Source organism: uncultured Campylobacter sp., from assembly GCF_938039245.1.
Lineage (GTDB): Bacteria > Campylobacterota > Campylobacteria > Campylobacterales > Campylobacteraceae > Campylobacter_A.
In genome coordinates, this window is the sequence record NZ_CALHVN010000057.1 from 1 (window position 1) to 23,696 (window position 23,696).

The following is a 23,696-nucleotide window of genomic DNA, read 5'->3' on the forward strand; positions in this document are numbered from 1 at the left end:
TGCTAAAAATAATACCGTTTAGCGCGATGACGTGCAGCATGTTTGTCTCTAGCCCTAAAATCCCGCTCGCACCGCGGCCAAACTGCGTTTTGCTAATTGTATAAATTTTAAAAACCAAGTCCAATTTATTGGTTAAATTTTAGCGTTTTGCGGCTTCGCAGCCATCATTCCAGCCGTAGATGCACGCCTTTTGTAGATAGTTTTTTGCGCTAGTTACGTCTTTTTCGCCAAGAATTGCGTTGTAGTAAAGCACGCCGAGATTAAAGCACGACATCCCGTCTTTTGCCTCGCAGGCTTTGCGCCAGATTTCGCCTGCTTTTTGCGTGTCTTTTTTGACGCCGAGCCCCTGCTCGTAAAGCGAGCCTAAATTTGCGCAACCTAGTAGATAGCCGCTATCGCAGGCTTTTTTATAGAGCAAGACAGCCTTTGGTTCGTCCTTTTTAACCCCTTCGCCTTTACGGTACGCTACGCCCAAATTTACGCAGGCGCGCACGTACTCCCCGTCGCACGCCTTTTTAAACAGCGCGAACGCCTTTTCGTAGTTTTTGTCCAGGTCGCACTCCTCAAGCTTGATGCCGATGTAGGCAAGGCCTAAGTTGTCGCAGCTCTCAAAATCGCCCGCGTCGCAGCTTTTTTGCAGTCCGTTTACGTCGCAAGGCGCTTTGTCCTCTGCCAAATCGCGCTCGCTCGCGCAAGAAACAAAAACCGTAATAAAGACTAAAAATACAATTTTTCTCATCGTTACCTCCGTGCGTTCGTTAAATTTAGCTCCGCAAGATCATTAGTTTTGATACGAACCGGTAAATTTACGCGCTTAAACAGGGCGGTTTTTGCCGTGCCCTAGCTAGCAAAGACGGCGCTAAAAGCGCGATCAAAAACTAAATTTAAGCAAGCCGGTAAATCTCAGTCGGCTAACTCCAAATCAGTCCAAGCGCTACGCAAACCAAGCCGCTAAACGTCAAAATCCCAAATGTGCGCAAACGGCCGAAAAAAATTAGACCCATAAATTTGCTCTGGATTTTAATCCCAAACGAGCTTGCACGGTAAAGCTTTTATCACCCTAGCCGTTAAAAAATCAAAGCAAAATCCAAATAAATAGGCGGGTAATTCAGGCTAAATTTATGCTTTTTTGCCCTTTTTTTTGCTCTTTTTATCGCTCTCTTCTTCGCCCTTAAACCAGCCTTTTATCTTGTCGAAAATGCCTTCTTCCTCTTCATGCATCGCTTCGCCGCTTTGCACGCCGAAGCTTTCTTGTAGCTTGCGTAGTAGCGAAATTTGCTCTTCGTTTAGCTCTTTTGGCGTTTTTATCGCGATTTGCGCTACAAGCCTGCCGTAGCGCTTGGTATTTACGTTTTTTACCCCGAGCCCGTCAAATACGAACTGCTGCTTATCTTTTGCGCCCACGGGCAGCTTTAGCTCGGTCGTACCCTTTAGCGTCGGTATCGTGACCGTTTCGCCCAGGATAGCTTGCGTGAAAAATACCGGAATCTCGATATAAACGTCGTTTTCGTGACGCACGAAGCGCTCGTCGGGCTCAACCTCGATATATACGTATAAATCGCCCCTACTCTCGTCTACGGAGACGTTACCCTTACCGCTTACGCGCATACGCATGCCGTCGTCGATGCCTTCAGGGACGTTTATCTTGACGTTTTGGCGCTCCTCTTTGTATCCGCTACCGTCGCATTCGCCGCACTTGTCGCTAACGGTCTCGCCGCTACCGCCGCAATACGGACACTCCTGCGCAAAGCTCATAAATCCTCTTTGCTGCACTATACGCCCTCTGCCCTCGCAGTGCGGGCAAATGTGCGTTTTGCCGTCTTTAGAACCAGTGCCTTTGCAGGTTTTGCACGGTTTTTTTATCGTAAATTCTACCTCTTTTTCCGCACCGAAAACCGCTTCGTTAAATTTTATTTTTAAGGCTATTTCCAAATCAAGCGGATATTTGTCGATGCTTCTTTTACGGCTTTGCGAGCTTGATCTAAATCCGCCGCCGAAAAACGAGTTAAATATATCGCCCAGATCGATATCCGCGCCAAATCCGGCGGAACTAAATCCGCCCCTGCCCTCAAGCCCCGCCTTGCCGTATCTATCGTATATCGCGCGCTTTTGCTCGTCGCCTAGCACCTGATAGGCTTCGTTTACTTTTTTAAATTTTTCTTCGGCGTCTTTATCGCCTTGATTGCGGTCCGGATGGTACTTTAGGGCAAGCTTTCTAAATGCTTTTTTTATGGTTTCGGAGTCGCTATTTTTGCTGATTTCTAAAATTTCGTAGTAGTCTATTTCCACAAAATCTCCTAAAATTTATATATTTAAAGGGGCGATTTTAGCTTATTATTTCTAAAATTTCAAAGCAAGGGAGAATTTTAAACGAGATTAGTAAATTTAGACGAAAATTTAACATTTTTTGGTTATAATCATTTTCGTTAAATCTATATTGAAAGGCCTAAAATGATTAATGTTTTAATGATTGAAGACGATCCGGAATTCGCGCAAATTCTATCCGAGTATTTGAGCGATTTTAATATCAAAGTAACAAATTTCGAAGACCCGTATCTAGGACTAAGCGCCGGGATTAAAAATTTCGATTTACTTATCCTAGACCTTACGCTACCCGGTATGGACGGGCTTGAGGTTTGCAAGGAAATTCGTAGCAAATACAACATCCCTATCATCATCTCCTCGGCTCGAAGCGATATCAGCGATAAGGTAGTGGGTTTACAGCTAGGCGCGGACGATTATCTGCCAAAACCGTACGATCCAAAAGAGATGTACGCGCGCATCATGAGCCTAATCCGCCGCTACAAAAAGAGCAACGAAGTACAAGAAGAAGCGGTCGAGACGCTATTTAGGATAGACGAGCGCAGGCATGAGATCTACTACAACAACGAAAGCCTCACGCTAACGCCGGCAGAATATGAAATTTTAAGCTATCTCATAAAGCAACACAGCTTTTCGGTATCCAGAGAGCAACTTGTTTATAACTGCAAAAGCTTAAAAGACAAGGACTCAAAAAGCTTAGACGTCATCATCGGCAGACTAAGAACAAAGATCGGCGACAGCTCAAAAGCGCCTAAGCATATATTTTCGGTACGCGGCATAGGCTATAAACTCATAGGATGAGATACTCCTTAACGACGAAAATTTCGGTAGTTTTCGCCATCGCGCTGACGCTAGTTTGCGTTTTGTTTTATACTTTTGCCAGCATACAGCTAGATAATACTCTAGACAAGATAAAGCAAAAGCAGCTAAGCGCGATAAACTATCTCGTCGCATCGTTTGAAAAATCAAATCCTCCTAGCGATTTGACGGTTTATTTTAAAAATTTCGGGCTTACCTACGTTAAAAACGATAAATTTGCCGCCGATATCACAAACGGCGGCAAAGTAGTCTTCGCCAAGCAAACCCCGCTGGGGCTTTTTCAGTCGCTGCTTTTTCAGGACGGACTTTATCTGCATATCAAAAATACGTCGTTTCAAATTTTACTCGAAAGCGACGACGCTAAAAACATAAACGACCCGATATGGGTGGGCTTTATCCTCACGACGGCGCTTTTAGTATCGCTTTACGTTTCGGTGATGAACTCGCTGATGCCGCTAAAAAAATTAAGCTCCGACATCAGGAAATTCGGCGCCGGAAATATGGACGTAAATATAGCCAAACCCGACTCCAACGACGAAATAGCCAAAGTCGCGATAGAATTTGACGCCGCAGCTAGCAAGATAAAAGAGCTGATTCGCTCGCGCCAGCTTTTTTTGCGCACGATAATGCACGAGCTAAAAACGCCCATCGGCAAAGGCCGCATAGTATCGGAAATGGTACAGAGTCAAACGCAAAAAAGCCGCCTGATAGCGATATTTGAACGGCTTGATATGCTCATAAACGAGTTTGGCAAGATCGAGCAGCTTCTATCTAAAAGCTACGCACTAAACTATCAGGAGTCCTACTTTTCAAATATCTTGGATCAGGCGCGCGATATGCTGATGATGGAAAAATTCGAAGAAAAAGTAAGCGTCGATATCAGGCAAGACGTCTTACTGCGCGTAGATTTCGCGCTGTTTTCGCTAGCGATTAAAAACCTCATCGATAACGCGCTAAAATACGCCGACGACAAAAAGGCGCAGGTTATCTGCGACAAAGACGGCATCGTCGTAAAAAACCTCGGCGAGCCGCTACAAAAGCCCATTGAGTATTATTTGCAAGCCTTTATCCGCGAAAAAGACAACAAAAGCGGCGGCATGGGGCTTGGTCTTTATATCATCGACCACATCTGTCAGATGCATAAATTTAGCCTAAAATACTCCTACGAAGACGGCTACCACGCGTTTAAAATCTGCACCAAGCCGAAAGAAAACGTTGAAGAAGGAAAGCGTTGAAAAAGGGGCTTGAGAAATTTAATGAATTAGTCGCGGCCTTTGAGCGGTTGCCGGGCGTGGGTAAAAAATCGGCCCAGCGCTACGCCTATCACGTATGCTTAAAAGATAACTTAGGCGGACTAAAACTAGCCCAAAGTATCGAGGACGCCGTAAGATTTACTGGCAAATGTCAAATTTGCGGCGGGCTTAGCGAGGACGAGATTTGCGACGTTTGCAGCGACGAAACTCGCGACAGTGAGCTACTAGCCGTCGTCGAAAGCCCAAAAGATATCCTGGTTTTTGAGCAAAGCGCGATCTACCGCGGCCGCTACTTCGTGCTAGAAGAGATAACACAGACGCAAACCGAAAAACTACGCGAAATCATCCGCCAAAACGGCGTAACCGAAATTATTTTCGCACTAACGCCGGGGCTTAGTAGCGATGCGGTGATGGTCTTTATAGAAGACAAGCTAAGCGATTTGGGCGTTAAATTTAGCAAGATAGCCCAAGGCGTACCAACAGGCGTAAATCTCGAAAATATCGACCTTCTGTCGCTTATGAAAGCGCTTGATAGTAGAACCGAGCTATAAATTTACCGGCGCCGCCTCGTAAATTTCCGTCTCAAACTCTTAAAAATTTAGTCTTTAATCTCGCGATTTTATTCGTGCCGCTAAATTTGCGCTTGGCTTTCCTAAAATAAGCAAACTTGGCCAAGCCGCTAGCAGCCGTAAATTTGCGAGCGACGTTTTACGTCTCCTCCTCATTTAAATTTAAGCGGCTCTAAGCAAGTCGTCCGCGCGGTCGCCTAGGTTTGCCGCGTGCCGTTTAAGCGCAAATTTTAGCCGCGGCATGCTACGTTCGGCAATAAATTTATATCTAAGCCCCGCGTGATTTAAGCACGCAACCCGTACTTGCCGGTTTATTTTCGGCCGCCTACCTCGCCAAAGCTTAAATTTATCGCCGCGCGGTCGTAAGATTTCTAAATTCGATTTTCACCCCGCCGAGTTTGCCGTTTAAATTTAATCTTTAGCCGATTTTTGGGTAAAAAGTGTCGTCGCGGACGGCAAGTAAATTTAACTTGCAAGTTTGGATTTTTTCAGACAAACGACCTGCAAAAACACTAGCAAATCCAAAAAGACATCTGCGGTTTGCCTTGTTTAAATTTTGACCTTACTTAGCGGCGGCGTTAAATTTCAGCTTAACGAGCGTAAATTTACTCATCTGCGGCTACGCTAACGAAAAGAAATGCGAGTCGTTTAAATCAGTAAGCACCAAGCAGGGCTTTAGCTTAAATTTACTAGGCGGCTGCTTTGCCCTGGCGAGGCTAAAACCAAACCCACTCGGCAATCAAATTTAATCTTTCCTCACCTAAAAATCCCAACCAGAGCGCCGCAAAAATAATCCAAATCATAGCAAATCAAATTTAATGCCCACCCTAAACCGAGTCGTTTACGCGGCGCAAGGTTTAACCAAATACGCGGCAAAACCATAAATTTATCGCGATTTAGCATAAAAACTCAAAGCAAATCAAACGTCCGCAAAACCGCAAGCTAAAATCTAATCCCAAATGCCGCGTCAAAATGCCCGCTACTAGGCGGCGCAAAAGCGCGCATACGAAATAGCAAAAGATTAAAAAATAAAATGACGCAAAATTTAAAAAGGATAGCCGCCCCGTTAAAACGAGGCGACGAGAGGTTATTTTGTAGTTTTTTGGATATACGAGAACTCGGAAATTTTCGTCCACTCGCGAGCCTTAGCCAAAAACGCTCTTTGAGAGTCCAAAATCTCCTTAAATAGCGGATCTTTCGCCGCTTCTTCGTCTAGGATCTCGTCGCTTGCTTTTCTAAGCGCGTCCATGACGTCCTGAGGGAACGAGCGAACCTCGATATCGGGATACTCGGCTTTCATCTTCGCCCAGTATTCGGCGTTATCAAAGAACGAGCGGCTATTTAACATGCTAGCTACCTCGTTAGCCGCAGCCTCGATCACAGCCTGAAGGTCGGCAGGTAGCTTCTCGTAGGTCTTTTTATTTACGAAAAACTGAGTCTGGCCGCTCGGCTCTTGCCAGCCGGTGTAATAGTATTTAGCGATCTTGTGAAAGCCAAGGCCCATATCAAACGCAGGGCTCACCCACTCGACCGAATCTATCGTACCCATCTCTAGCGCCATGTATAGCTCGCCGGTCGGGATCGTGTTTATCGTCGCTCCCACGCGCGCCATAACCTCGCCGCCAAAGCCCGGGATCCTGATCTTTAGGCCTTTTAGATCATCTACGCTTTTGATCTCTTTTTTAAACCAACCGCCCATTTGCGTGCCGGTGTCTCCCGCAAGGAAAACTTTGATGTTGTATTTGTCGAATACCTTTTCCTCTAGCTGCTTGCCGCCGCCAAACTCATACCATGCGCGTAGCTCAGTCGCGGTCATACCAAAAGGCACAGCGGTAAAAAACATAGTGTTTGCATCTTTGCCCTTGTAGTAGTAAGACGCCGTGTAGCCGATGTCGTACTGGCCGCCTTTTACAAAATCTAGGATACCAAACGGAGATTTGTGCTTAGAGGGATAGTCTATCCTAACCTCTAGCCTACCGTCGCTTAGCGTCTCGACGACGCGCTTAAATTCTTTTGCCGCATCTCCCAAAACAGGCGTAGTGCCCTCCCAAGTGCTAGCTAGCTTTAGCTTGTAGGTCTTGTCCGCGGCATTTGCGCCAAGCGCTAAGCCAAAAACGGCTAAGAGTGCTAAAAACTTTTTCATTTTTGCTCCTTAAAAATAGTTTTAGCGATTATACTTAAGCAAATTTAAAGCCGCTTTAAAAATATTAAATTTTCTTCTTTGCTCAAAAAAACGTAAATTTATTTTCAAATTTGATGTAAAATGAAGCACTTTAACAAAAGGATCGAATTTGACGAAAAAAACTAAAATCCTAGCCACTATCGGCCCATCAAGCCAAAGCGAAGAGATCATCGAGCAGTTAGCGCTTGCCGGCGTAAACGCGTTTAGGCTAAATTTCAGCCACGGTTCGCACGAGTACCATAAAGAAACGATCGAAAAAATCAGACGCGTCGAAGCCAAAATCGGGCGCCCGATCGGTATATTTCAAGATATCTGCGGCCCAAAAATAAGGGTCGGCAAGCTAAAAGAGCCCTTTGGGCTAAAAGCCGGCGATGCGCTTGAAGTGTATAAAGACGAAATCCTAGGCGAAAAAACGGGCGAAAACAGCTACAAGCTAAGCATAAATCAGCCTCAAATTTTACCGCTTTTAAAAGAGGGCGAATACATCTACCTCTACGACGGCTCCATCAGGGCCAAAGTAGAGCGCGCGGGCAGCGGCAAAAAAGACGAAGCGGTGCTAGCGCGCATCGAAAACGACGGGACGCTAAACTCCAATAAAGGCGTAAATTTCCCCAACACCAAAATCAACATCGACGTCATCACGCCAAAAGACCGCGAGGATATGAGATTTGGCGCGGCTAACGGCGTAGATTTCGTCGCTATTTCTTTTGTGCAAAACGCAAACGATATCGTAAAAGCGCGCGAGATTTTAGAAAATTTCGGTTCACGGGCTAAAATTTACGCAAAAATAGAAAAATTCGACGCCGTAGAAAACATAGACGAGATCATAGAAGCTAGCGACGGCGTGATGGTCGCGCGCGGAGATCTGGGTATCGAGGTTCCTTATTACAAGGTGCCGACTATCCAAAAACTCATCATCAAAAAGGCCAACGAAGCCTCAAAACCGGTCATCACCGCCACGCAAATGATGCTAAGCATGGCCGAACACGAAACGGCGACTAGAGCAGAAATCAGCGACGTAGCTAACGCCGTGCTAGACGGCACGGACGCCGTGATGCTAAGCGAAGAGAGCGCCATCGGCAAAAACCCGGTCGCCGTCGTGCAGGCGATGCGAAACACCATCGTCCAAACGCAGCAGATTTATCCGTTTAATAAATTCGATAAATTCGAGCGCTACGACGACATAGACGTAGTCGCGGCTAGCTCGGCTAGGCTGGCCGTACAGCTGGACGTAGAAAGCATCATCTCGATAACAAGCTCCGGCAAATCGGCTCTAAAGATGGCCAGATACCGCGCAAACAAAGACATCATCGCTATCACGCACGACGAGGAGACCGCCCATCAGCTCACGCTGGCATGGGGCGTGACGCCTGCTTTCGTGTTGGGTAGAGACGACCTTAATCTACTCGTGGCAAACACCATCAAAAAAGCCTCCGAGCTGGGATTTGTTAGCCGCGACAAGTCCTACATCATGACGGCCGGTTATCCTGCGGGTGTCGCGGGCAGCACGAACTTCATCCGTATCCTAAAACGCGAGCAAATCGACTACTATACCGAGCTGGCGCAAAAGCAAAAAGACGCAAAATAGCAAATCTATGCGGGTTAAATTTGAGCTAAATTTAGCCCGCAAAAGCTTAGGCGGCAGGTAAATTTGAGCTAAATTTGAGCGAGGCATGCTCGGCCTGGGCTCCGATTTTAATCCACCCAAAGCAACCCGAGCCGAATTTGGTTTCAAATTTGACCTACCTAAGCCAAGAGGCGAATAAATTTAAACGAATTTGAGCGTATGTAGCTAGGCCTGACAGGCTTTTGCTTTAAATTTAACCTGTGCGATTTTAAGAGTAAGCGGAGCAAAAGACTAAATTTATTTGATACGAGTAAATTTGACTCAAATTTACCGAGCGAAACCTAGCAAAATTTGCACCGCGGCGAGTTAAAGTTGTTCATAAAATTTAATTTTTCAAGATAAGTAGCCAACGCTTGTTTAAGCTAAATTTTGCAGACTTCTCATTATTGACGATACGAATTTAAGGCAAATAATATTTTTTAACCTCGTCGATATTTATATTTTTTCTATCCAAAAAGTAGGTTTTGATCTCTGCATATTTGTCTTTATCGAAAATAAAAATTATAAAATATTTTTTACAAAGTGCGTGATAATACGTAACGAATTTGACGTTTGGATAATGCGGCTCGTCTATGATAATAGCTGGAAAAAGCGTAAAACCGCTTAAATTTCCTTGCGTTGCCAGCTGGAAAAATATTTTTATGATTATATTTCCAAGATAAACAAAAATCACAAATAAAACAACAAACAGCAAGCTACCGGACATACCAAAAAAGCCACATAATACTATTATATACAATACGATATCGCGTACTCCCTTGTTTGGCATACTGGTGTCTAGCGGCTTGCAAATCAACTCGTCTAAATTCTTAAGCGATGAAGTATGCCTTAAAATGCCGCTTTCATAAAATTTAACCGAGTCGTTCATAAAATGAACGGTATCTTTTTTCTTTATCACATAAAAGAAGTAGTTGATAATCATCCAGCATGCTATGCAGGCCAACGCTATGACAAACGACAAGATGTTGTCTATGCTTTTATCTTCAACCCACCCCATAATAAAAATAGTTACGATAATGCTAAATGCCAGCGGCATAAAAAATAGCGTTTCAACAAAGAAATCCTCGTAGTTTTTTACTATTATCGGCTCTTTGTCGTAGTCTCTTGTAAATTTATTTGAGCCTGGATTCGTCAAATTTGAGCTTTGAGGATTGTTGTTTAAATTTTGCATCTGATTGTCTTCTGTTTTCAAATTTATCTCCTAGACTCGCATCGCAAAATACTAAATTTATCGCCGAATTTGATGCTATATTTTACGATGTTTTAAATTTTGCTGTAAAAAACGGCTACTTTGGCTTATCCACGCAGCGGCGTATTTGCACGCTGGACGCAACTTTACACAAATTTATCGCAAAGCAGTTTTAAATTTGAGCAAATTTGACTGCCAAAATGCACAAGAAAACAAAAAATTTATAAAATTTAAAGCAAAATTTACCCTAGCCTCAACGCCTTTTGCATAGCGGCTTGGATTTTGGCCTCGTCAAGCGAGCCGTCAAAAAATAAGTTTAGCGCCAAAGCAGCCTGAAAAAGTAGCATATCTAAGCCGTCTTTATGCGCGAGTCTGCTAGCGGCGGCTAAATTTAAAAAAGGCGTTTTTTTACCGTAAATCACGTCAAAGGCAAATTTAGCCTCGTCAAAAATAGGACGCAAAAGCTCGGTGGGCGCGGGTAAAATTTCATCTTTTAGCCCCGCTGAAGTCGTATTTACGACGAGGTCAAATTTGCCGCCTTTAAATTCGGCGAAATTCGCCCAGCTAAAATTTTCGTATTCGGCGAAATTTGCTAGTCTCCCCTCGCTTCTATTTAGCACGCAAACTCGCACGCAGCAGCTCTTTAGCGCATAGGCGACTGCTTTAGCCGTCCCGCCCGCGCCCAAAACGAGAGCTGATTTTATCTCACCAAAACTCTCTATCGCCCGCAAAAATCCGGGTGCGTCGGTATTGTGGCCGTAAATTTTGCCGCTACGAGAGACGAGAGTGTTTACGGAGCCGATTTTTATAGCCGTTTCGTCCGCTACGTCGCACTGCGCAAGCGCAGCCTCTTTATGCGGGACGGTCACGTTGGCGCCGCTTAGTTTTAGTTCTTTAAATTTATAGATGAGTTTCGAGCCGTCCATTAGCTCGTAGCGAGTATAGAGGGCTTCGCTAGATAAACCAAGCTCGCCCAGAGCCGCGTTATGCAGTCTGGGCGAGATGGAGTGAGAGACGGGGTTGCCGAAAACGGCGAAAATTTTCATTTTATATTTACGATAAATGCGTTTGGAGCGGCGTTTTGCTTGATCTTGGCTAACTCGCTTTTTAGATGGGCTCCGCTATAAGGGCCGACGAGTACTTTAATGATCTCATCGCCGTTTACGTTCGTTCTATATAGCTTGTATGCGTAGCCTGCGGCTTTTAGCTTGCCAAGCTCGGGCGCTTTTTCGTTAAAGTGCTTTACCGCAAAAACCTGTATATAGCTACCGCTGTGGGCCTCGTCGCCACCTGAGGCCGGAGTTTGCCTAGTCTGCTTTTGCTTCGCGACTTTTTCTTTATGCGCATCGGTTGCTTTTGGTTGTTTGGCTACTTTTTCGTTCTTCGCCTCTTTTTGCTTCTGCTCTTTTGTTTTTACGACATTTACGTGTTGCTTAGACTCGGCTTTAGGTTCGCTAGGCTGAGGACTAGGAGCATCGTTTTGCTTTAGCGCGCCTTGTATGGTCGCAGGCTCCGTCGGAGGCGTAGCGGGATCGCCGGCTTGTGCCTCTTGCTGCTTTTTATCCTCTTTTTCCTTGAGCGACTTTACCATATCTTCAAAGCTGTCTTGACCTTTATTTTCAGGCACGATAGGCACTTGCTCAAAGTTATTTTGCTGCGGCTCCTGGACTAAAGGCTGGGTCGGCTCGGGCTGCGGTTGCGGCTGAGCTTGAGCTACTTGCTCCGGCGTAGGCACGTTTACTTGTTGCGGGATGCTCCTAGTATTATCGGGTTCTGGCGGTAGAGTCATCCTAGAGTCGGGCTGGGCTATCTGGGCATTGGTTTCTGATGAATTTAAAAATTTCATCGCGATCAAAACCGCCAAAAATATAATAACGAAGACGGCGACTAGGACGAGTATCCTTTTGACGCTTTTGCTTTTTTTGTCTTCGTTGTTATCAAGCATGATGTCTCTTAGCTCGTTATACTCCATTTTTTCTCCTTACATATGTTTTGACCAGCTTGCGCCGCGCTCTTTTTGATAAACTTTATACGGCAACGTCAAGATGTTAAATTCTTTCGGTAGCTCCATCGTCGGAAACACTCTCCACTCTTTAACCAAACGCGAACTAAGCAGCATAGATAGCTTATTTGCGATCTGGTAGCCCTCGTTTAGCGTCGTGTGGCCTTTATGCACGTAGAGGTGCAAGTGCCCCGGTGTCTTGCTCTCGTAAGCGGTAAAATTTATAAACCCCTCCTCGCGGAGCAAAAGCTGAGCTCGGTGCCAAAAGCGCTCGGGCATCCTGCCGTTGTAGTCAAATACGATATTTTCGACCTTGTCGCCCGGCAGTATCAGCGAGTGCGCGACGGTAATCTTGCCCTCGTCGTGATCTTTTATCACCTGATAGCTTAGAGGCTCGTTTATGAGCTCAAATTTATTAAAAAATGTACGCCCCTTGTACTCGATCTTGCTTACGATATTATCGCGTTTGATCCAGTAGTGGCTCGTGTTCATTTTGATTAGCGCGGTGTCTATGCTTTGCATCAATAAGTCGCCTTATCGTAGATGATAAATTTGCTCGCAAGTTCTTTTAGCTCGGCTTTTACCTTGCTTTGAAGGTCGGCGTTATCGATATCGCTTAGCACGTCGGCGATTTTATTTGCAATAATCTCAAATTCCGCTTCTTTCATACCGCGAGCCGTAAGCGCCGGACTTCCGATGCGGATACCGCTCGTGATAAACGGGCTTCTTGTTTCGCCCGGGACCGTATTTTTATTTACCGTTATACCTGCGTTTCCTAGCGCGATGTCAGCGTCTTTACCGCTAAATTCGCGGTTTAAAAAGCTCATTAAAACTAGATGGTTATCGGTGCCGCCGCTAACTAGATCAAAGCCGCGTTTTACCAAAACTTCGGCTAGTTTTTTGATGTTTGCCTTAACTTGCTTGGCGTAAATTTTCCACTCAGGGCTTAGGTTGTGTTTAAAGCCTACCGCCTTTGCCGCGATAACGTGAACGAGCGGGCCGCCTTGGATGCCCGGGAAGATGGACGAATTTATCTTTTTGGCGTACTCTTCGTTATTTGTCATGATGATACCGCCGCGAGGTCCGCGAAGCGTCTTGTGCGTAGTCGAGCTCACCACGTCGCAGTGCGGAAACGGACTCTGATGCTCGCCTGCGACTACTAGGCCCGCGATGTGCGCTACGTCGGCAAAGAGTATAGCGCCTACAGCGTCGGCGATCTCGCGGAATTTCTTAAATTCGATCTCGCGCGTATATGCGCTCGCGCCGCACACGATCATTTTAGGTTTTACGATTTGCGCGATTTCCATCACCTTGTCGTAGTTTATGCGTCCGTCAAGCTCCACGCCGTAGAAAAAGCTCTGATAAATTTTACCCGAACTGCTTACCTTTGCGCCGTGAGTTAGGTGTCCGCCGTGGCTTAGATCCATGCCTAAAATTTTATCGCCCGGATTTAAAAGCGCGCCGTAAACGCCCTGGTTTGCCTGCGAGCCCGAGTTTGGCTGTACGTTTGCAAATTCGCAGCCAAAAAGCTCTTTGCAACGATCGATCGCTAGCTGCTCAATCTGGTCGACGTATTCGCAGCCGCCATAGTAGCGTTTGCCTGGATAGCCTTCTGCGTATTTATTAGTTAGAACCGAGCCCATTACTTCCATTACTTCAGGATAGGTAAAATTTTCGCTCGCGATCATTTCGAGATGGTCGCATTGGCGTTTTAGTTCTAAATTTACTAAATCAAAAATTTCTTTATCGTAACTTTGCAAACTCATTAATTCTCCTTGGTTTCGTTTTTTTGAGGTCTCATAGCAGGGAAAAGCACCACGTCGCGGATGGATTTTTTATTGGTTAGTAGCATCACGAGCCTATCTATGCCGATACCCTGCCCGGCAGTCGGAGGCATCGCGTAGCCAAGAGCCCTCACATAGTCCTCGTCCATCTCGTGAGCTTCGTCGTCGCCGGCGTTTTTGGCTTCGATCTGCGAAGCAAAACGGCCGTATTGATCGATCGGGTCGTTTAGCTCGTTAAAGCCGTTAGCTAGCTCGCGTCCTGCGATAAATAGCTCAAATCTCTCGGCGATATCCGGATTTGCGTCGCTTCTGCGAGAAAGCGGGCTGATAGAGATCGGATAGTCGATGATAAAGGTCGGATCGGTCAGCTTGCTCTCTACGTAGTTATCGAAAAGCTCGGCCTGCAAATGCCCCAAATCAAGCTTAGCGTTTGCCTCAAAGCCGTCCGCTTTGAGCTTGGCTAAAATTTTATCTTTATCGTCAATGATAGTTTCGTCTAGCCCGCCGATTTCTACGAGTGCTTTTTTGTAGCTTATGCGTTTAAACGGCTTGCTAAAATCGATCTGCATACCGTCAAATTCGATAATTTTAGGCATATCTAGTTTATCAAGAAGCACGTTAAATAGCTCCTCTGTTAGCCCCATCAAATCGTGATAAGTGTGCCACGCCCAGTAAAACTCGATGCTCGTAAATTCGGGATTATGCGTTAGGTCCATGCCCTCGTTGCGGAAATTTCTATTCATCTCGTAAACGGCGTCAAAGCCGCCCACGATGAGACGCTTTAGATAAAGCTCGGGTGCGATGCGTAAAAATCTCTCCACGCCAAGCGCATTGTGAAACGTAACGAAAGGCTTAGCGTTAGCTCCGCCGGGGATCGGGTGCATCATAGGAGTCTCAACCTCTAAAAAGCCCTTGTCCTCGAAAAATCTGCGAATCGTGCTAACGATAACCGAGCGACGCTTAAAATCGGCCCTAACCTCGGGATTCATTATCATATCGAGGTATCTCTGGCGGTATCTGGTCTCGATATCCGTTAGTCCGTGAAATTTCTCGGGAAGCGGCGAAATGGCCTTTGACGCCAAAGTTAGCTCGCTAACGTGCATAGAAAATTCGCCCGTTCGCGTGACGAAAGCATACCCGCGCACGTAGATAATGTCGCCTACTTCGATATTTTTCTTTACGACCTTAAACCAATCCGGATCAAGCGTCTTGTTGCTAAAATAAATTTGGAGATTGCCGTCCTCATCCTCGATGTTGGCAAATATCGCCTTGCCCGCATCCCTGATGAGCTTAACGCGTCCGGCTAGGCTTACTAGCTGGCCTTCGGCGCTCTTTTCTTCGGCGTCTATAATATGTTTAAATTTGAGCCTAAATTTAGCTATATCCATATCGCGACGCAAAAAATGCGGATAGGGATTTACGCCCGCGTTTCGTAGCTCGTTTGCAGTCTCTAGCCTTTGGATTTCCAGTTGATTTTCAAATATCACTTGCCGCCCTTTGTCTCTTTGGCGGTACACTCCTTGCATACTCCGTAAAGCTGCATCATGTGTCCGGTTAGCTTAAAGCCGTGTTCTTTTGCTATACTGGATTGTCTTTTTTCGATCGTTTGATCTTCAAATTCTATGATTGTTCCGCATCTGCGGCATATCATGTGGTCGTGGTGAGGCTTGGTTGCAAGCTCGAATTTTTTCCCTTGCGAACCGAAGCTGATAGAGGTTACCATCTCGGCTTCCTCGAGTAAATTTAGCGTTCTATAAACGGTCGCGATGCCGACGTTTAAGTCGGGATAGGTCTCTTTAATGAAAAAATATAGTCTCTCCGGAGTAAAATGCTCGTCGTTATTGTAAAGCGTTTTTAACAAAACTTCGCGCTGCTGCGTGTATTTTAACCCGTTATCTCTTAAAATTTTTTTGAATTTTTCAAGAAGGGCGTCGTATTCTAAATTTTCGATAGTCATCTTTGCTCCTTAAATCGTCGAATTTAGCTCTAAATTCGTTTTATGCTCTTGTTTGGCGGCATTAAAAGGCGTCTCGATATTGCCTACTCCGCCGGCTATCGCCTTTACGTCTACGTTCATTATCCATTTACCGGTCTCCAATAGCACGGGGTATAGTTTGCTTCCGGTAAAATACGGCTCAATCTTATTGTTTAGCACCTGAATATTAGATACCGTTACTATTAGCACCGCAAAAACTAGGAAAATTTTAGCGCTACCCACGACAAAGCCGCCTAGTTTATCTAAAAATCCGAGTCCGCTTAGACCGACTAATTTTGATAAAAATGCGCCGATACCCAAGCAAACGACCCAAAATACGATGAGCGTCGATAAAAATCCGGCGAAAAACAAGACCGTATCCCCGTCTAGCTTATAGACTTTGTCGCTGATGATTTGCCCGGCTTTTGCCGCAAATCTACTAGCTACCACGATACCGCCGATAAGCCCCACAAGCCCGAATATCTCCTTAATAAGACCGCTTATCACGCCCTTTATGCCTAGTATCAGCACAAGCGAGACTACGACCACGTCAAATAGCGTAACAAACTCCATCACATCCCCAGTAGCGGTCCCAACTCTTGCTGGTTGGTGGAGTATCTCATTGCCATCTCTTTGCTTATTTGATTTGCTCTGAGTGCTTTCATTAGGGACTGAGTTTGAGTTATCATGCCGGTTACTTGCTGATTTAGCTGCATTTGAGAGTAAATTTGATGCACTTTATTTTCGCGTATGAGGTTTGCGATAGCGTTGTTGTTTATCAAAATTTCATGGATCGCGATTCGTCCGCCGCTAGTTTTAGGAAGCAAGCTTTGCGATATAACCGCCGTTAGAGAAACTGAGAGCATATTTCGCACTTGAAGCTGCTCGCCGCCTTCAAAGCTATCTATGATACGGTTGATAGTCTGGATGGCAGAGTTCGTGTGCAAGGTTCCAAAAACCAAGTGTCCGGTCTCAGCCGCCGTAATAGCCGTAGATATCGTCTCTCTATCGCGCAGCTCGCCCACCAAGATGATATCGGGGTCTTCGCGAAGCGCGCTTTTTAGAGCCTTAGCGTATGAGTGGGTATCCGTACCGACGTTTCTTTGAGAAAAAAGCGCTTTTTTATTCGTATGCACGAACTCTACGGGATCTTCGATGGTTAGGATATGTTTTCTGTGACTTAAATTTATCTCGTTTAGCATCGCGGCAAGGGTGGTGGATTTACCGCTACCGGTCGGTCCGGTAACCAGTATCATGCCCTTTTCGCGCTTTACGACCTCTTTAAAAACGCCCGGAGCTCTCAAATCGTCAAGAGACGGTATGTCGGTAGGGATTATACGAAACGCCGCAGCCAGGTCTCCGTTTGAGGTGTAGTAGTAGTTGCCTCTGAAGCGGCCTACGCCCGGAAGCTCTATCGCAAAGTCAAGCTCCTTATCCTCCTCAAGCTCGCTTTTTTGAGTATCGGTTATCAAAGCGTAGCATATATCTTGTATATCGTGTCCGCTCAAAACTCCCAGCTCAAGCGGTCTTAACGTTCCGTCTATGCGAATTTGCGGTTCGCTTTTTGAAACCAAGTGCAAGTCACTCGCCTTATTATGCACGACGGTTTTTAGAAGCGTTTCTAGGCTTACGTCTATTTTTTTAGGTTCGAGCGCGTCGCCTACGCCCTCCTGTTTTATTTCTTCCATTTATATTTTCCTTATTCGATTATTTTCGGTACGACGAAAAAATGCTCACTACTCATAGGAGCATTTTTTAGTATCGTTTCTATCACGTCCGAGCTTACGCTTACGTCTTCTCTTAGCGGAGTTCCGCCGTCTATGGAGCTTACGACCGCCCCCACGTCGCTTAAGTCTAGCTCGTCTAGTATATCTACGAAATTTAAAATTTCGCTAAGTTGATTTTCAATCTCTTTTCGCTTCTCTTCGCCTATTTTAAGCGAGCTTAGCTTTTCAAGCTTAGCCAGCAGAGTATCGTCTATTTGCATAAAACCTCGTTTAAATTTTTAAATTTTCTCGCATTATAGCACATTTTGTCTTGATTTTTATGGTGTTTTATAATTATTATGCTACAATTACGAACTTTCAATATCTAAAATTTTAAGGAAAAAGCTTGGCTATCAAAGACGATATCAACTCCATAAAAGAAGAGCTAAATACTCAAGAACAATTTTTAGAAAATATGATAAAAAGCGAAAGATTTTTTAAAAAATATAGCAAATTTATCATAACCGCTGTCGTTTTATGCGCGATAGGCGCCATCGGATACTACATAAACGACGCTTTAAAAGAAAAAGATTTCAAAGCCGCAAACGCCGCCTATGCTAAGCTAATACTTAACCCAAAAGACGAGCAAGCAAAAGCCGAGCTAAAGCAAAAAGACGCCTCTCTTTACGCGCTTTACGAATTTAAAATCGCCGTTGATAACAACGACACGAACGCGTTAAAATCGCTAGCAAACGAGCAGATCGATCCGCTTTTAAAAGATATCGTAAAATCCCAATTAAACGAGCCTAGCGGTCAAATTTTAAGTTCGTATAGAGCCGCGATTAACGGCTATGAGCTATTAAAAGAAGATAAAATCGACGAAGCCAAAAACGAATTTAAGAAAATTCCGTTAAATTCGCAGCTCCAAGATCTCGTCAAAAATTTAGAACATTACCAAGGAAAAGCAAAATGAAAAAATTTCAGACTATTTTAGCCGCCGTTTTGTGCGCGGCCGTACTCGGCGGATGCAGCACGAAAAGGCAATATTTCGAACCGACCGACGTGCAAAACAAAAAAACCTCAGAAACCAGGTTGCCTTCTAGCATCGCGACGGCGAGCCTAAACGGAGCGGTGCTAAAAAACGGCATGGTTATAACCAAAAGCGGCTTACTTGCGCCTGAGATAAAGCTGCCAAAGGGCTCAACCTTATTAAACTACGGCGACGGTAAATTTATCAGCTCGGATTTAAACGGAAACTTGGTCGTCGAAAATAGCTCCAACGAAATTTTATTTCAAAGAAGCTTTGATCAAGCCGTCGTATCGGCCGCTCTTGAGGGCGACAAGCTTGCTGCTTTAACCGCGAGTAACGTCATATATCTCATCGATATCGCGACAAACGAGGTTTTGCTCGAGTTTGAGAGCTCAAACGTCTATGCGCAAGACTCCCGCGTCGCGGCGCCGTTATTTATGAGCTCGCTCGTCATTTTCCCTACGCTTGACGGCAAGATCATGATCGTAGATAAAAGCCAAGGCCGAATTTTACGCGACGTAATCGTTAGCAGCGAACAGTTTTTTAACAACGTAATATCTCTAAACGTCGTAAACGACACGATGATAGCCGCCACCGGCAAGCGTATCGTCTCGATAAATCCGGAAAAAACGGTTTATTTTAACGGCGAGATCAAAGACGTAGTCATAAACGGCGAACACGTATACATCCTACTAAAAGACGGCAAAATCGTACTTAGCGACCTAAATTTGAAAAAAATTAAAGACGCGTATTTTAAATTTGCCATCTTTTCAAGCGCCACCGTTTATAACGGCTCGCTTTATATAATGGAAAAAACGGGTTATCTAATCAAGACCGATTTAGCGCTTGATAATGCCAAAATTTACGAGCTTTCAGACGAGGTCGAGAGCCAAATTTTTGCCGGCGCGAAAGAATTTTATTACGACGATTATAGCTTAGAGCTTAAATGACGAAGCAAGAAATTTATCAAGTTCTGGAAGCTAAAAAGATTGTTTTAAAAAATTTAAACTGGACACAGCTTGATAAATTTACCAAAAAAAAGACCCTTGTCGCGCTTACGGGCGTCGATATGAAGGGCTTTTATACGCTTTTATTTTTTCGCAGCGCAAAGGCTAGATTTTTGAGCAAAGAATTTGAAGCGATTGATGAAATAGCTAGCAAAATCGCCGAGCAAACTGGTATAAATTTTAAGAAAAAGGCTATTTTTTATAGCTCGGATATCTGCTCAAAAACCGTAAATTTGATGAAAGAAAACGGCTACAAATATGACTCTATGTGACGTAGGCAACACTAACGCCACCTTTTTTGAAGACGGCAAAATCACCAAAATCAAGCTCGAAAATTTTAAAGATTTTAAAAGCGACGAGAGGATTTATTTCATCAGCGTAAACGACGAGATGACTCAAAGACTTCGCAGTTTACCTAAATTCGTAAATTTAGAGCCGTATTTTGAGCTAGACACTATCTATAGCGGCCTAGGTATCGACCGAGTCGCTAGCTGCTACGCCGTAAAAAACGGCCTCATCATCGATGCCGGCAGCGCCATAACCATGGACGTGATGATGAACTCGATGCATCTTGGCGGCACGATAATGCCTGGTATCTCGCACCTTTTAAAAGCTTGCGAAGCGATCTCGCCCAGGCTTAAAATCTCGCTAAATTCGCAAATTGATCTCGACGCGCTCCCGCAAAAAACGGCCGACGCGGTAAGCTACGGCATCATAAAACCGATTTTACTTCTCATAGAAAACATGGCAAACGGCTCAAAAATATACTTTACGGGCGGCGACGGCGAGTTTTTGTCGCGTTTTTTTACCGACAGCATCTACGACCGTATGCTCGTTTTTCGCGGGATGCAAAAATTAATCGAACAAAAAAAGGACATCTTATGCTGACGGTTGCTCTACCCAAAGGCCGCATCGCCGACGAAACGCTTGAGATTTTTAGGAAAATTTTTAATAGCTCGTTTGAATTTGAGGACAGAAAACTGCTGATGAGCGAAGGCGATTTTAAATTTCTAATGGTTCGTAACCAAGACATCCCGACCTACGTCGTAAACGGCGCTGCGGATATCGGCGTGGTAGGTCTTGACGTACTTGAGGAGCATCGCCCGGACGTCTTGCGCCTACTTGATCTAAAGATCGGCAAATGCCGCGTCTGTGTTGGCGTCAAAGAGGGCGAGGAGCTAAATTTAAACGCGCCCGAGCTAAAAATCGCCACCAAAATGCCGCACATCTCGCGCAACTATTTCGCCGCAAAGGCCACCGCGCTAAAAATCATCAAGCTATACGGCTCGATCGAGCTAGCGCCGCTAGTCGGCCTTGCCGATGCTATCGTAGACGTCGTAGAAACGGGCACGACGATGAAACAAAACGGGCTAAAAGTCGCCCAGACCATCATGCAAAGCTCGGCGTACCTCATCGCAAACAAAAATAGCTTTATTATCAAAAAAGACGAAATTTTATCGCTTTACGAAAAGATCAAAGCGCAAATTTAGGCTAAAAATATCTACTGCACGATCAAATTGAGATAAACCTCCGTTAGGCTATAAACGAAAAACGCCCAAGCCCCAATCCGTTGTAGATTCGTAGCGTAAAATTTAAATTAGAGCGACCAAGCCAAAAAGATACGCGGCATCGGTTCGCACGCATAATCAAAGCCATTTCAAAGATAAATTTAGCCTCGATTTATCCGCGCCAAATATCAAATTTATCTAAAAAAGCAAGCTCGCTATTTTGCGAAGCTAGCAGAGCCGCTTTTATAAATGCCGTGCGTCAAACTGCTTTAAAATACGTACAGATAATAGACAAAGGCACTGCGCTAAAATATCATCTAAGAGAAACGACTAAGGCGATAAAAGCGGGCGGTACCTTAGCAAGCGATTTACGAACTTCGTCAAATAATGCACCGAGCAAATACTAACGACGGCGAAGCAGTAAGGCCTGGCGATAAAGAAGGCGGATTATGTAAAGTTTTGTCAGAAATCAAAGTGAGGGAAAATTTGAGCTGAGTGCCTAAAAATAGGTATTGGGAGCGAATTTATTCAAAATCAAAGTGGCGAAATTTTACTTTACATCTTTTTACAAAAACTTTACATTATTTTACACCGCTTTTAACACCCGTTTAAATGGGCATTAAAAGCGTTTTTTGTTATTCTGCGCTTTCTGCGCCTTGTACTCTTTTGAGCGTAGCGATGAGTTTATCTCTAAATTTATAAATATCTTCGAGCTTTTCGACCGGATACTTGGTTTCTTGTTTTTCTATCTCGTGGATGCCGATGTACTTATTTGCCGTATTAAAGTGCAGTCTGGCTATCCATTTACGGTTATTGTCGTCAAACAATACTCCAAAATAGCTTTTTGTATCTCTTGCGTAAATTTTTTCAAGCTCCACGTTCTCGCCAAGTATCGATTTGATGATAAAAAAGCCTTGCAGTTCCTCTTGCGTAGTTACGATTTTAGCCTCATCTTCGCTGTTTTCTTCGTTCTCGTCAGCGATATTTGCCGTTAAACCGGCGCGTATAGAGTTTATCTTCTTCGATGCAAGATCGGCCACTATCTCGCCCAGGGCGGACTTAGTGTAAGCTCTAAACTCATCTAGTACATTGCCGGTTATGCGCGTTCCTTGCGGGAGTATCCTGACGGCAAACATCCTGGCTAGATCGTCGCTAGGTCTAGCGGTCTCTTCCTCAAATATCTTTTTAATCTCCAGTATATAGCGCTGCTTGTTAGCCATTTCCAGTATCGAGTCGATATTTAGGCTGCTTTTTGTGAAGCGCTCAAGCGCTTTTACGTCGCGTTTATTGAGCTCATCGAGGTTTACGATGAGAAACGGGCTTTCGTCAAGCTTGTTTTCTTTGTTGATGTCGGAGTAAAAACGATACTCTACACCATTGGTTAACAGCGCAAATTTAGCGTCGGTAACACCGAAATATCGATATAGTTGGCTTGAATGCTTGTCTAGTACTTCGGTGTGCTTCTTGACCTCTACGATGATGAGCGGCTTGCCCTCATGCATGATGGCGTAGTCGACCTTTTCGCCCTTTTTGATTCCCACGTCGGCAGTAAATTCGGGCACTATGACCGTCGGGTCAAATATATCGTAACCCAAAATTTGAAAAAACGGCATCACAAACGAGTGCTTCGTGGCTTCTTCGGTTTGAACGGAGTCCTTGATACTCGCTATTCTGGCGCTTAAGCGCTGTAGATCCTCGTATAAGTCCATAAAATTCTCCTTTTTGATTATTTTTTATATAACGCAGCGCAAGACTTTACCCACGATATATACTTGCGCATCGTCATCGGGTCCTATATCGTAGCTTTCGTAGTCTTTATTGACGCTTTTTATGTGTAGCGTGCCGTCGGGGCTCTTTTGCAAGAGCTTAACCATAAAGTTATCGCAGTAGTTGATGATATATAGCCCGTCGCCTTCAAATTTCGCCGTAACGTCCGCGATCACCCAGCTATCTGGGAAAAGCATAGGCACCATCGAGTAGCCGTCTACCTGCATGCAGCGGATCCTATCGGCTTTTTTGGGGCGTACTTTAAAAAGCATCTGGGAAAAGGGCACCAAAATATCGGTATCATAGACCTCTACGCCGTTTATATCGACGCTCTCGCCTGCGCCTACAGCCGAACTAAGCTTGCGGATGAGAATTTGATCGTAAGACACTTGATCCGCTTCTTCTGTTTTTTTAAGGTTGGAGAGACTAGGAGACACTTTTTTGGCACTAAGAGACATATTATTTTTTTGGCTAAGAGACACACTAGGAGACGCACCGTCGTATAAATTTTTTATTTCTACACCTAGTGCATTGGCTATTTTGGATAAGTTATCATTTGTTGGATTTGTTTTGCCGTTTTCATACCTTTTTATCGTCTCTATAGATACGCCAGCAAATTTTGCTAAATCTCCTTGTGTCCAATCTTTTTCAACTCTTAATGCCTTAATATTCTCAAAAAGTGTCATAAGAATTCCTTTATCCTTGACAAGGTGTCAAATATGTGCTATAATTTCGACATTTATACCAAAATTATATCAAAGGAAACTTAAACGATGATAGATTTAATCGGCAACGTCAAAAAAGGCGGAGTAGCGGAACAGGTTCAGGTAAAAACGGGCAAGACGCTAAAAAGATTTTGCCGAGACAATAAGCTTAGCTATGGTAGCATCCTAAACGGATACTACTCAAAAAAAGCTCAAAACGCTTTTAAAAAACTGGGCGTAAAAGTAGCGTAA

Annotated in this window: 25 protein-coding genes; 10 read left to right on the forward strand and 15 right to left on the reverse strand. The window is 44.6% G+C overall.

The window, feature by feature from the left end:
* Window positions 1-139: 139 nt before the first annotated feature.
* Both Q0218_RS09865 and dnaJ read right to left on the reverse strand, forming a co-directional pair.
* A complete protein-coding gene (locus Q0218_RS09865; RefSeq protein ID WP_297969140.1) occupies window positions 140-739 on the reverse strand; it encodes a tetratricopeptide repeat protein in 600 nt (199 codons plus the stop codon).
* Between the two features lie 380 nt (window positions 740-1,119).
* A complete protein-coding gene (gene dnaJ, locus Q0218_RS09870) occupies window positions 1,120-2,289 on the reverse strand; it encodes a molecular chaperone DnaJ (RefSeq protein ID WP_297969142.1) in 1,170 nt (389 codons plus the stop codon).
* Window positions 2,290-2,451: 162 nt separating this feature from the next.
* Between dnaJ and Q0218_RS09875 the strand changes: the two genes are divergently transcribed.
* Genes Q0218_RS09875 through recR form a run of 3 tightly spaced genes read left to right on the forward strand, consistent with a single transcriptional unit; the run spans window position 2,452 to window position 4,945 of the window.
* Window positions 2,452-3,123, forward strand: a complete 672-nt coding sequence (locus tag Q0218_RS09875) for a response regulator transcription factor (protein ID WP_295142213.1) — start codon at window positions 2,452-2,454, stop codon at window positions 3,121-3,123.
* Window positions 3,120-4,376, forward strand: a complete 1,257-nt coding sequence (locus tag Q0218_RS09880; RefSeq protein WP_297969144.1) for an ArsS family sensor histidine kinase — start codon at window positions 3,120-3,122, stop codon at window positions 4,374-4,376. Before Q0218_RS09875 ends, Q0218_RS09880 begins: the two co-directional genes overlap by 4 nt.
* A complete protein-coding gene (gene recR / locus Q0218_RS09885; protein ID WP_295142219.1) occupies window positions 4,373-4,945 on the forward strand; it encodes a recombination mediator RecR in 573 nt (190 codons plus the stop codon). Before Q0218_RS09880 ends, recR begins: the two co-directional genes overlap by 4 nt.
* Window positions 4,946-6,050: 1,105 nt before the next feature.
* On the opposite strand, the gene dctP is transcribed toward recR, so the two are convergent.
* Complete coding sequence (gene dctP, locus Q0218_RS09890) at window positions 6,051-7,106, reverse strand: TRAP transporter substrate-binding protein DctP (RefSeq protein ID WP_297969147.1); 1,056 nt, start codon at window positions 7,104-7,106, stop codon at window positions 6,051-6,053.
* 148 nt (window positions 7,107-7,254) lie between these two features.
* On the opposite strand from dctP, the gene pyk reads away from it, so the two are divergent.
* Entirely contained in the window at window positions 7,255-8,733 is a 1,479-nt protein-coding gene (pyk, locus tag Q0218_RS09895; RefSeq protein ID WP_297969148.1) for a pyruvate kinase, read from the forward strand.
* Window positions 8,734-9,172: 439 nt separating this feature from the next.
* Here pyk and Q0218_RS09900 read toward each other — a convergent pair whose 3' ends face one another.
* The 10 genes from Q0218_RS09900 to gatC all read right to left on the reverse strand — a co-directional run bounded on the left by Q0218_RS09900 (window position 9,173) and on the right by gatC (window position 17,709).
* Complete coding sequence (locus Q0218_RS09900) at window positions 9,173-9,964, reverse strand: hypothetical protein (protein ID WP_297969150.1); 792 nt, start codon at window positions 9,962-9,964, stop codon at window positions 9,173-9,175.
* Between the two features lie 239 nt (window positions 9,965-10,203).
* Window positions 10,204-11,007, reverse strand: a complete 804-nt coding sequence (locus Q0218_RS09905; RefSeq protein WP_297969151.1) for a shikimate dehydrogenase — start codon at window positions 11,005-11,007, stop codon at window positions 10,204-10,206.
* The gene (locus Q0218_RS09910) at window positions 11,004-11,933 is read right to left on the reverse strand and encodes an ABC transporter ATP-binding protein (RefSeq protein ID WP_297969153.1); all 930 of its coding nucleotides are present in this window, start codon (window positions 11,931-11,933) and stop codon (window positions 11,004-11,006) included. The genes Q0218_RS09905 and Q0218_RS09910 overlap by 4 nt, the downstream gene beginning before the upstream one ends.
* Window positions 11,934-11,942: 9 nt before the next feature.
* Window positions 11,943-12,485: a DUF1882 domain-containing protein gene (locus tag Q0218_RS09915; protein ID WP_295148136.1), complete on the reverse strand. Its 543-nt coding sequence runs from the start codon at window positions 12,483-12,485 to the stop codon at window positions 11,943-11,945.
* Window positions 12,485-13,729 carry a serine hydroxymethyltransferase gene (locus Q0218_RS09920; RefSeq protein ID WP_297969156.1) on the reverse strand — a complete coding sequence of 415 codons (1,245 nt, stop codon included), beginning with the start codon at window positions 13,727-13,729 and terminating at the stop codon, window positions 12,485-12,487. Before Q0218_RS09920 ends, Q0218_RS09915 begins: the two co-directional genes overlap by 1 nt.
* A complete protein-coding gene (gene lysS, locus Q0218_RS09925) occupies window positions 13,729-15,231 on the reverse strand; it encodes a lysine--tRNA ligase (RefSeq protein WP_297969199.1) in 1,503 nt (500 codons plus the stop codon). The genes Q0218_RS09920 and lysS overlap by 1 nt, the downstream gene beginning before the upstream one ends.
* Window positions 15,231-15,704: a Fur family transcriptional regulator gene (locus Q0218_RS09930; protein ID WP_297969158.1), complete on the reverse strand. Its 474-nt coding sequence runs from the start codon at window positions 15,702-15,704 to the stop codon at window positions 15,231-15,233. The genes lysS and Q0218_RS09930 overlap by 1 nt, the downstream gene beginning before the upstream one ends.
* Before the next feature lie 9 nt (window positions 15,705-15,713).
* On the reverse strand, window positions 15,714-16,295 hold the full coding sequence (locus Q0218_RS09935; protein ID WP_297969160.1) for a CvpA family protein: 582 nt from the start codon (window positions 16,293-16,295) through the stop codon (window positions 15,714-15,716).
* Window positions 16,295-17,410 carry a type IV pilus twitching motility protein PilT gene (locus Q0218_RS09940; protein WP_297969162.1) on the reverse strand — a complete coding sequence of 372 codons (1,116 nt, stop codon included), beginning with the start codon at window positions 17,408-17,410 and terminating at the stop codon, window positions 16,295-16,297. The genes Q0218_RS09935 and Q0218_RS09940 overlap by 1 nt, the downstream gene beginning before the upstream one ends.
* A gap of 11 nt (window positions 17,411-17,421) precedes the next feature.
* On the reverse strand, window positions 17,422-17,709 hold the full coding sequence (gatC, locus tag Q0218_RS09945) for an Asp-tRNA(Asn)/Glu-tRNA(Gln) amidotransferase subunit GatC (protein ID WP_297969164.1): 288 nt from the start codon (window positions 17,707-17,709) through the stop codon (window positions 17,422-17,424).
* A 125-nt stretch (window positions 17,710-17,834) separates the two neighbouring features.
* Between gatC and Q0218_RS09950 the strand changes: the two genes are divergently transcribed.
* Genes Q0218_RS09950 through hisG form a run of 5 tightly spaced genes read left to right on the forward strand, consistent with a single transcriptional unit; the run spans window position 17,835 to window position 20,955 of the window.
* Window positions 17,835-18,401 carry a hypothetical protein gene (locus tag Q0218_RS09950; RefSeq protein ID WP_297969166.1) on the forward strand — a complete coding sequence of 189 codons (567 nt, stop codon included), beginning with the start codon at window positions 17,835-17,837 and terminating at the stop codon, window positions 18,399-18,401.
* Window positions 18,398-19,408, forward strand: a complete 1,011-nt coding sequence (locus Q0218_RS09955) for a PQQ-binding-like beta-propeller repeat protein (RefSeq protein ID WP_297969168.1) — start codon at window positions 18,398-18,400, stop codon at window positions 19,406-19,408. Before Q0218_RS09950 ends, Q0218_RS09955 begins: the two co-directional genes overlap by 4 nt.
* Complete coding sequence (locus Q0218_RS09960) at window positions 19,405-19,737, forward strand: hypothetical protein (protein ID WP_297969170.1); 333 nt, start codon at window positions 19,405-19,407, stop codon at window positions 19,735-19,737. Before Q0218_RS09955 ends, Q0218_RS09960 begins: the two co-directional genes overlap by 4 nt.
* Entirely contained in the window at window positions 19,724-20,353 is a 630-nt protein-coding gene (locus Q0218_RS09965) for a type III pantothenate kinase (protein WP_297969171.1), read from the forward strand. The genes Q0218_RS09960 and Q0218_RS09965 overlap by 14 nt, the downstream gene beginning before the upstream one ends.
* Window positions 20,347-20,955: an ATP phosphoribosyltransferase gene (gene hisG / locus Q0218_RS09970; RefSeq protein ID WP_297969173.1), complete on the forward strand. Its 609-nt coding sequence runs from the start codon at window positions 20,347-20,349 to the stop codon at window positions 20,953-20,955. Before Q0218_RS09965 ends, hisG begins: the two co-directional genes overlap by 7 nt.
* 653 nt (window positions 20,956-21,608) lie before the next feature.
* Here the strand turns inward: hisG and Q0218_RS09975 are convergent.
* Together Q0218_RS09975 and Q0218_RS09980 are read right to left on the reverse strand one after the other, a co-directional pair.
* A complete protein-coding gene (locus tag Q0218_RS09975; RefSeq protein WP_297969175.1) occupies window positions 21,609-22,682 on the reverse strand; it encodes a type I restriction endonuclease in 1,074 nt (357 codons plus the stop codon).
* Window positions 22,683-22,706: 24 nt separating this feature from the next.
* Window positions 22,707-23,426, reverse strand: coding sequence for a LexA family transcriptional regulator (locus Q0218_RS09980; protein ID WP_297969177.1), 720 nt, complete (start codon window positions 23,424-23,426; stop codon window positions 22,707-22,709).
* Window positions 23,427-23,513: 87 nt separating this feature from the next.
* Here Q0218_RS09980 and Q0218_RS09985 point away from each other — a divergent pair, with 87 nt between their 5' ends.
* Window positions 23,514-23,696: a hypothetical protein gene (locus Q0218_RS09985; protein WP_122867058.1), complete on the forward strand. Its 183-nt coding sequence runs from the start codon at window positions 23,514-23,516 to the stop codon at window positions 23,694-23,696.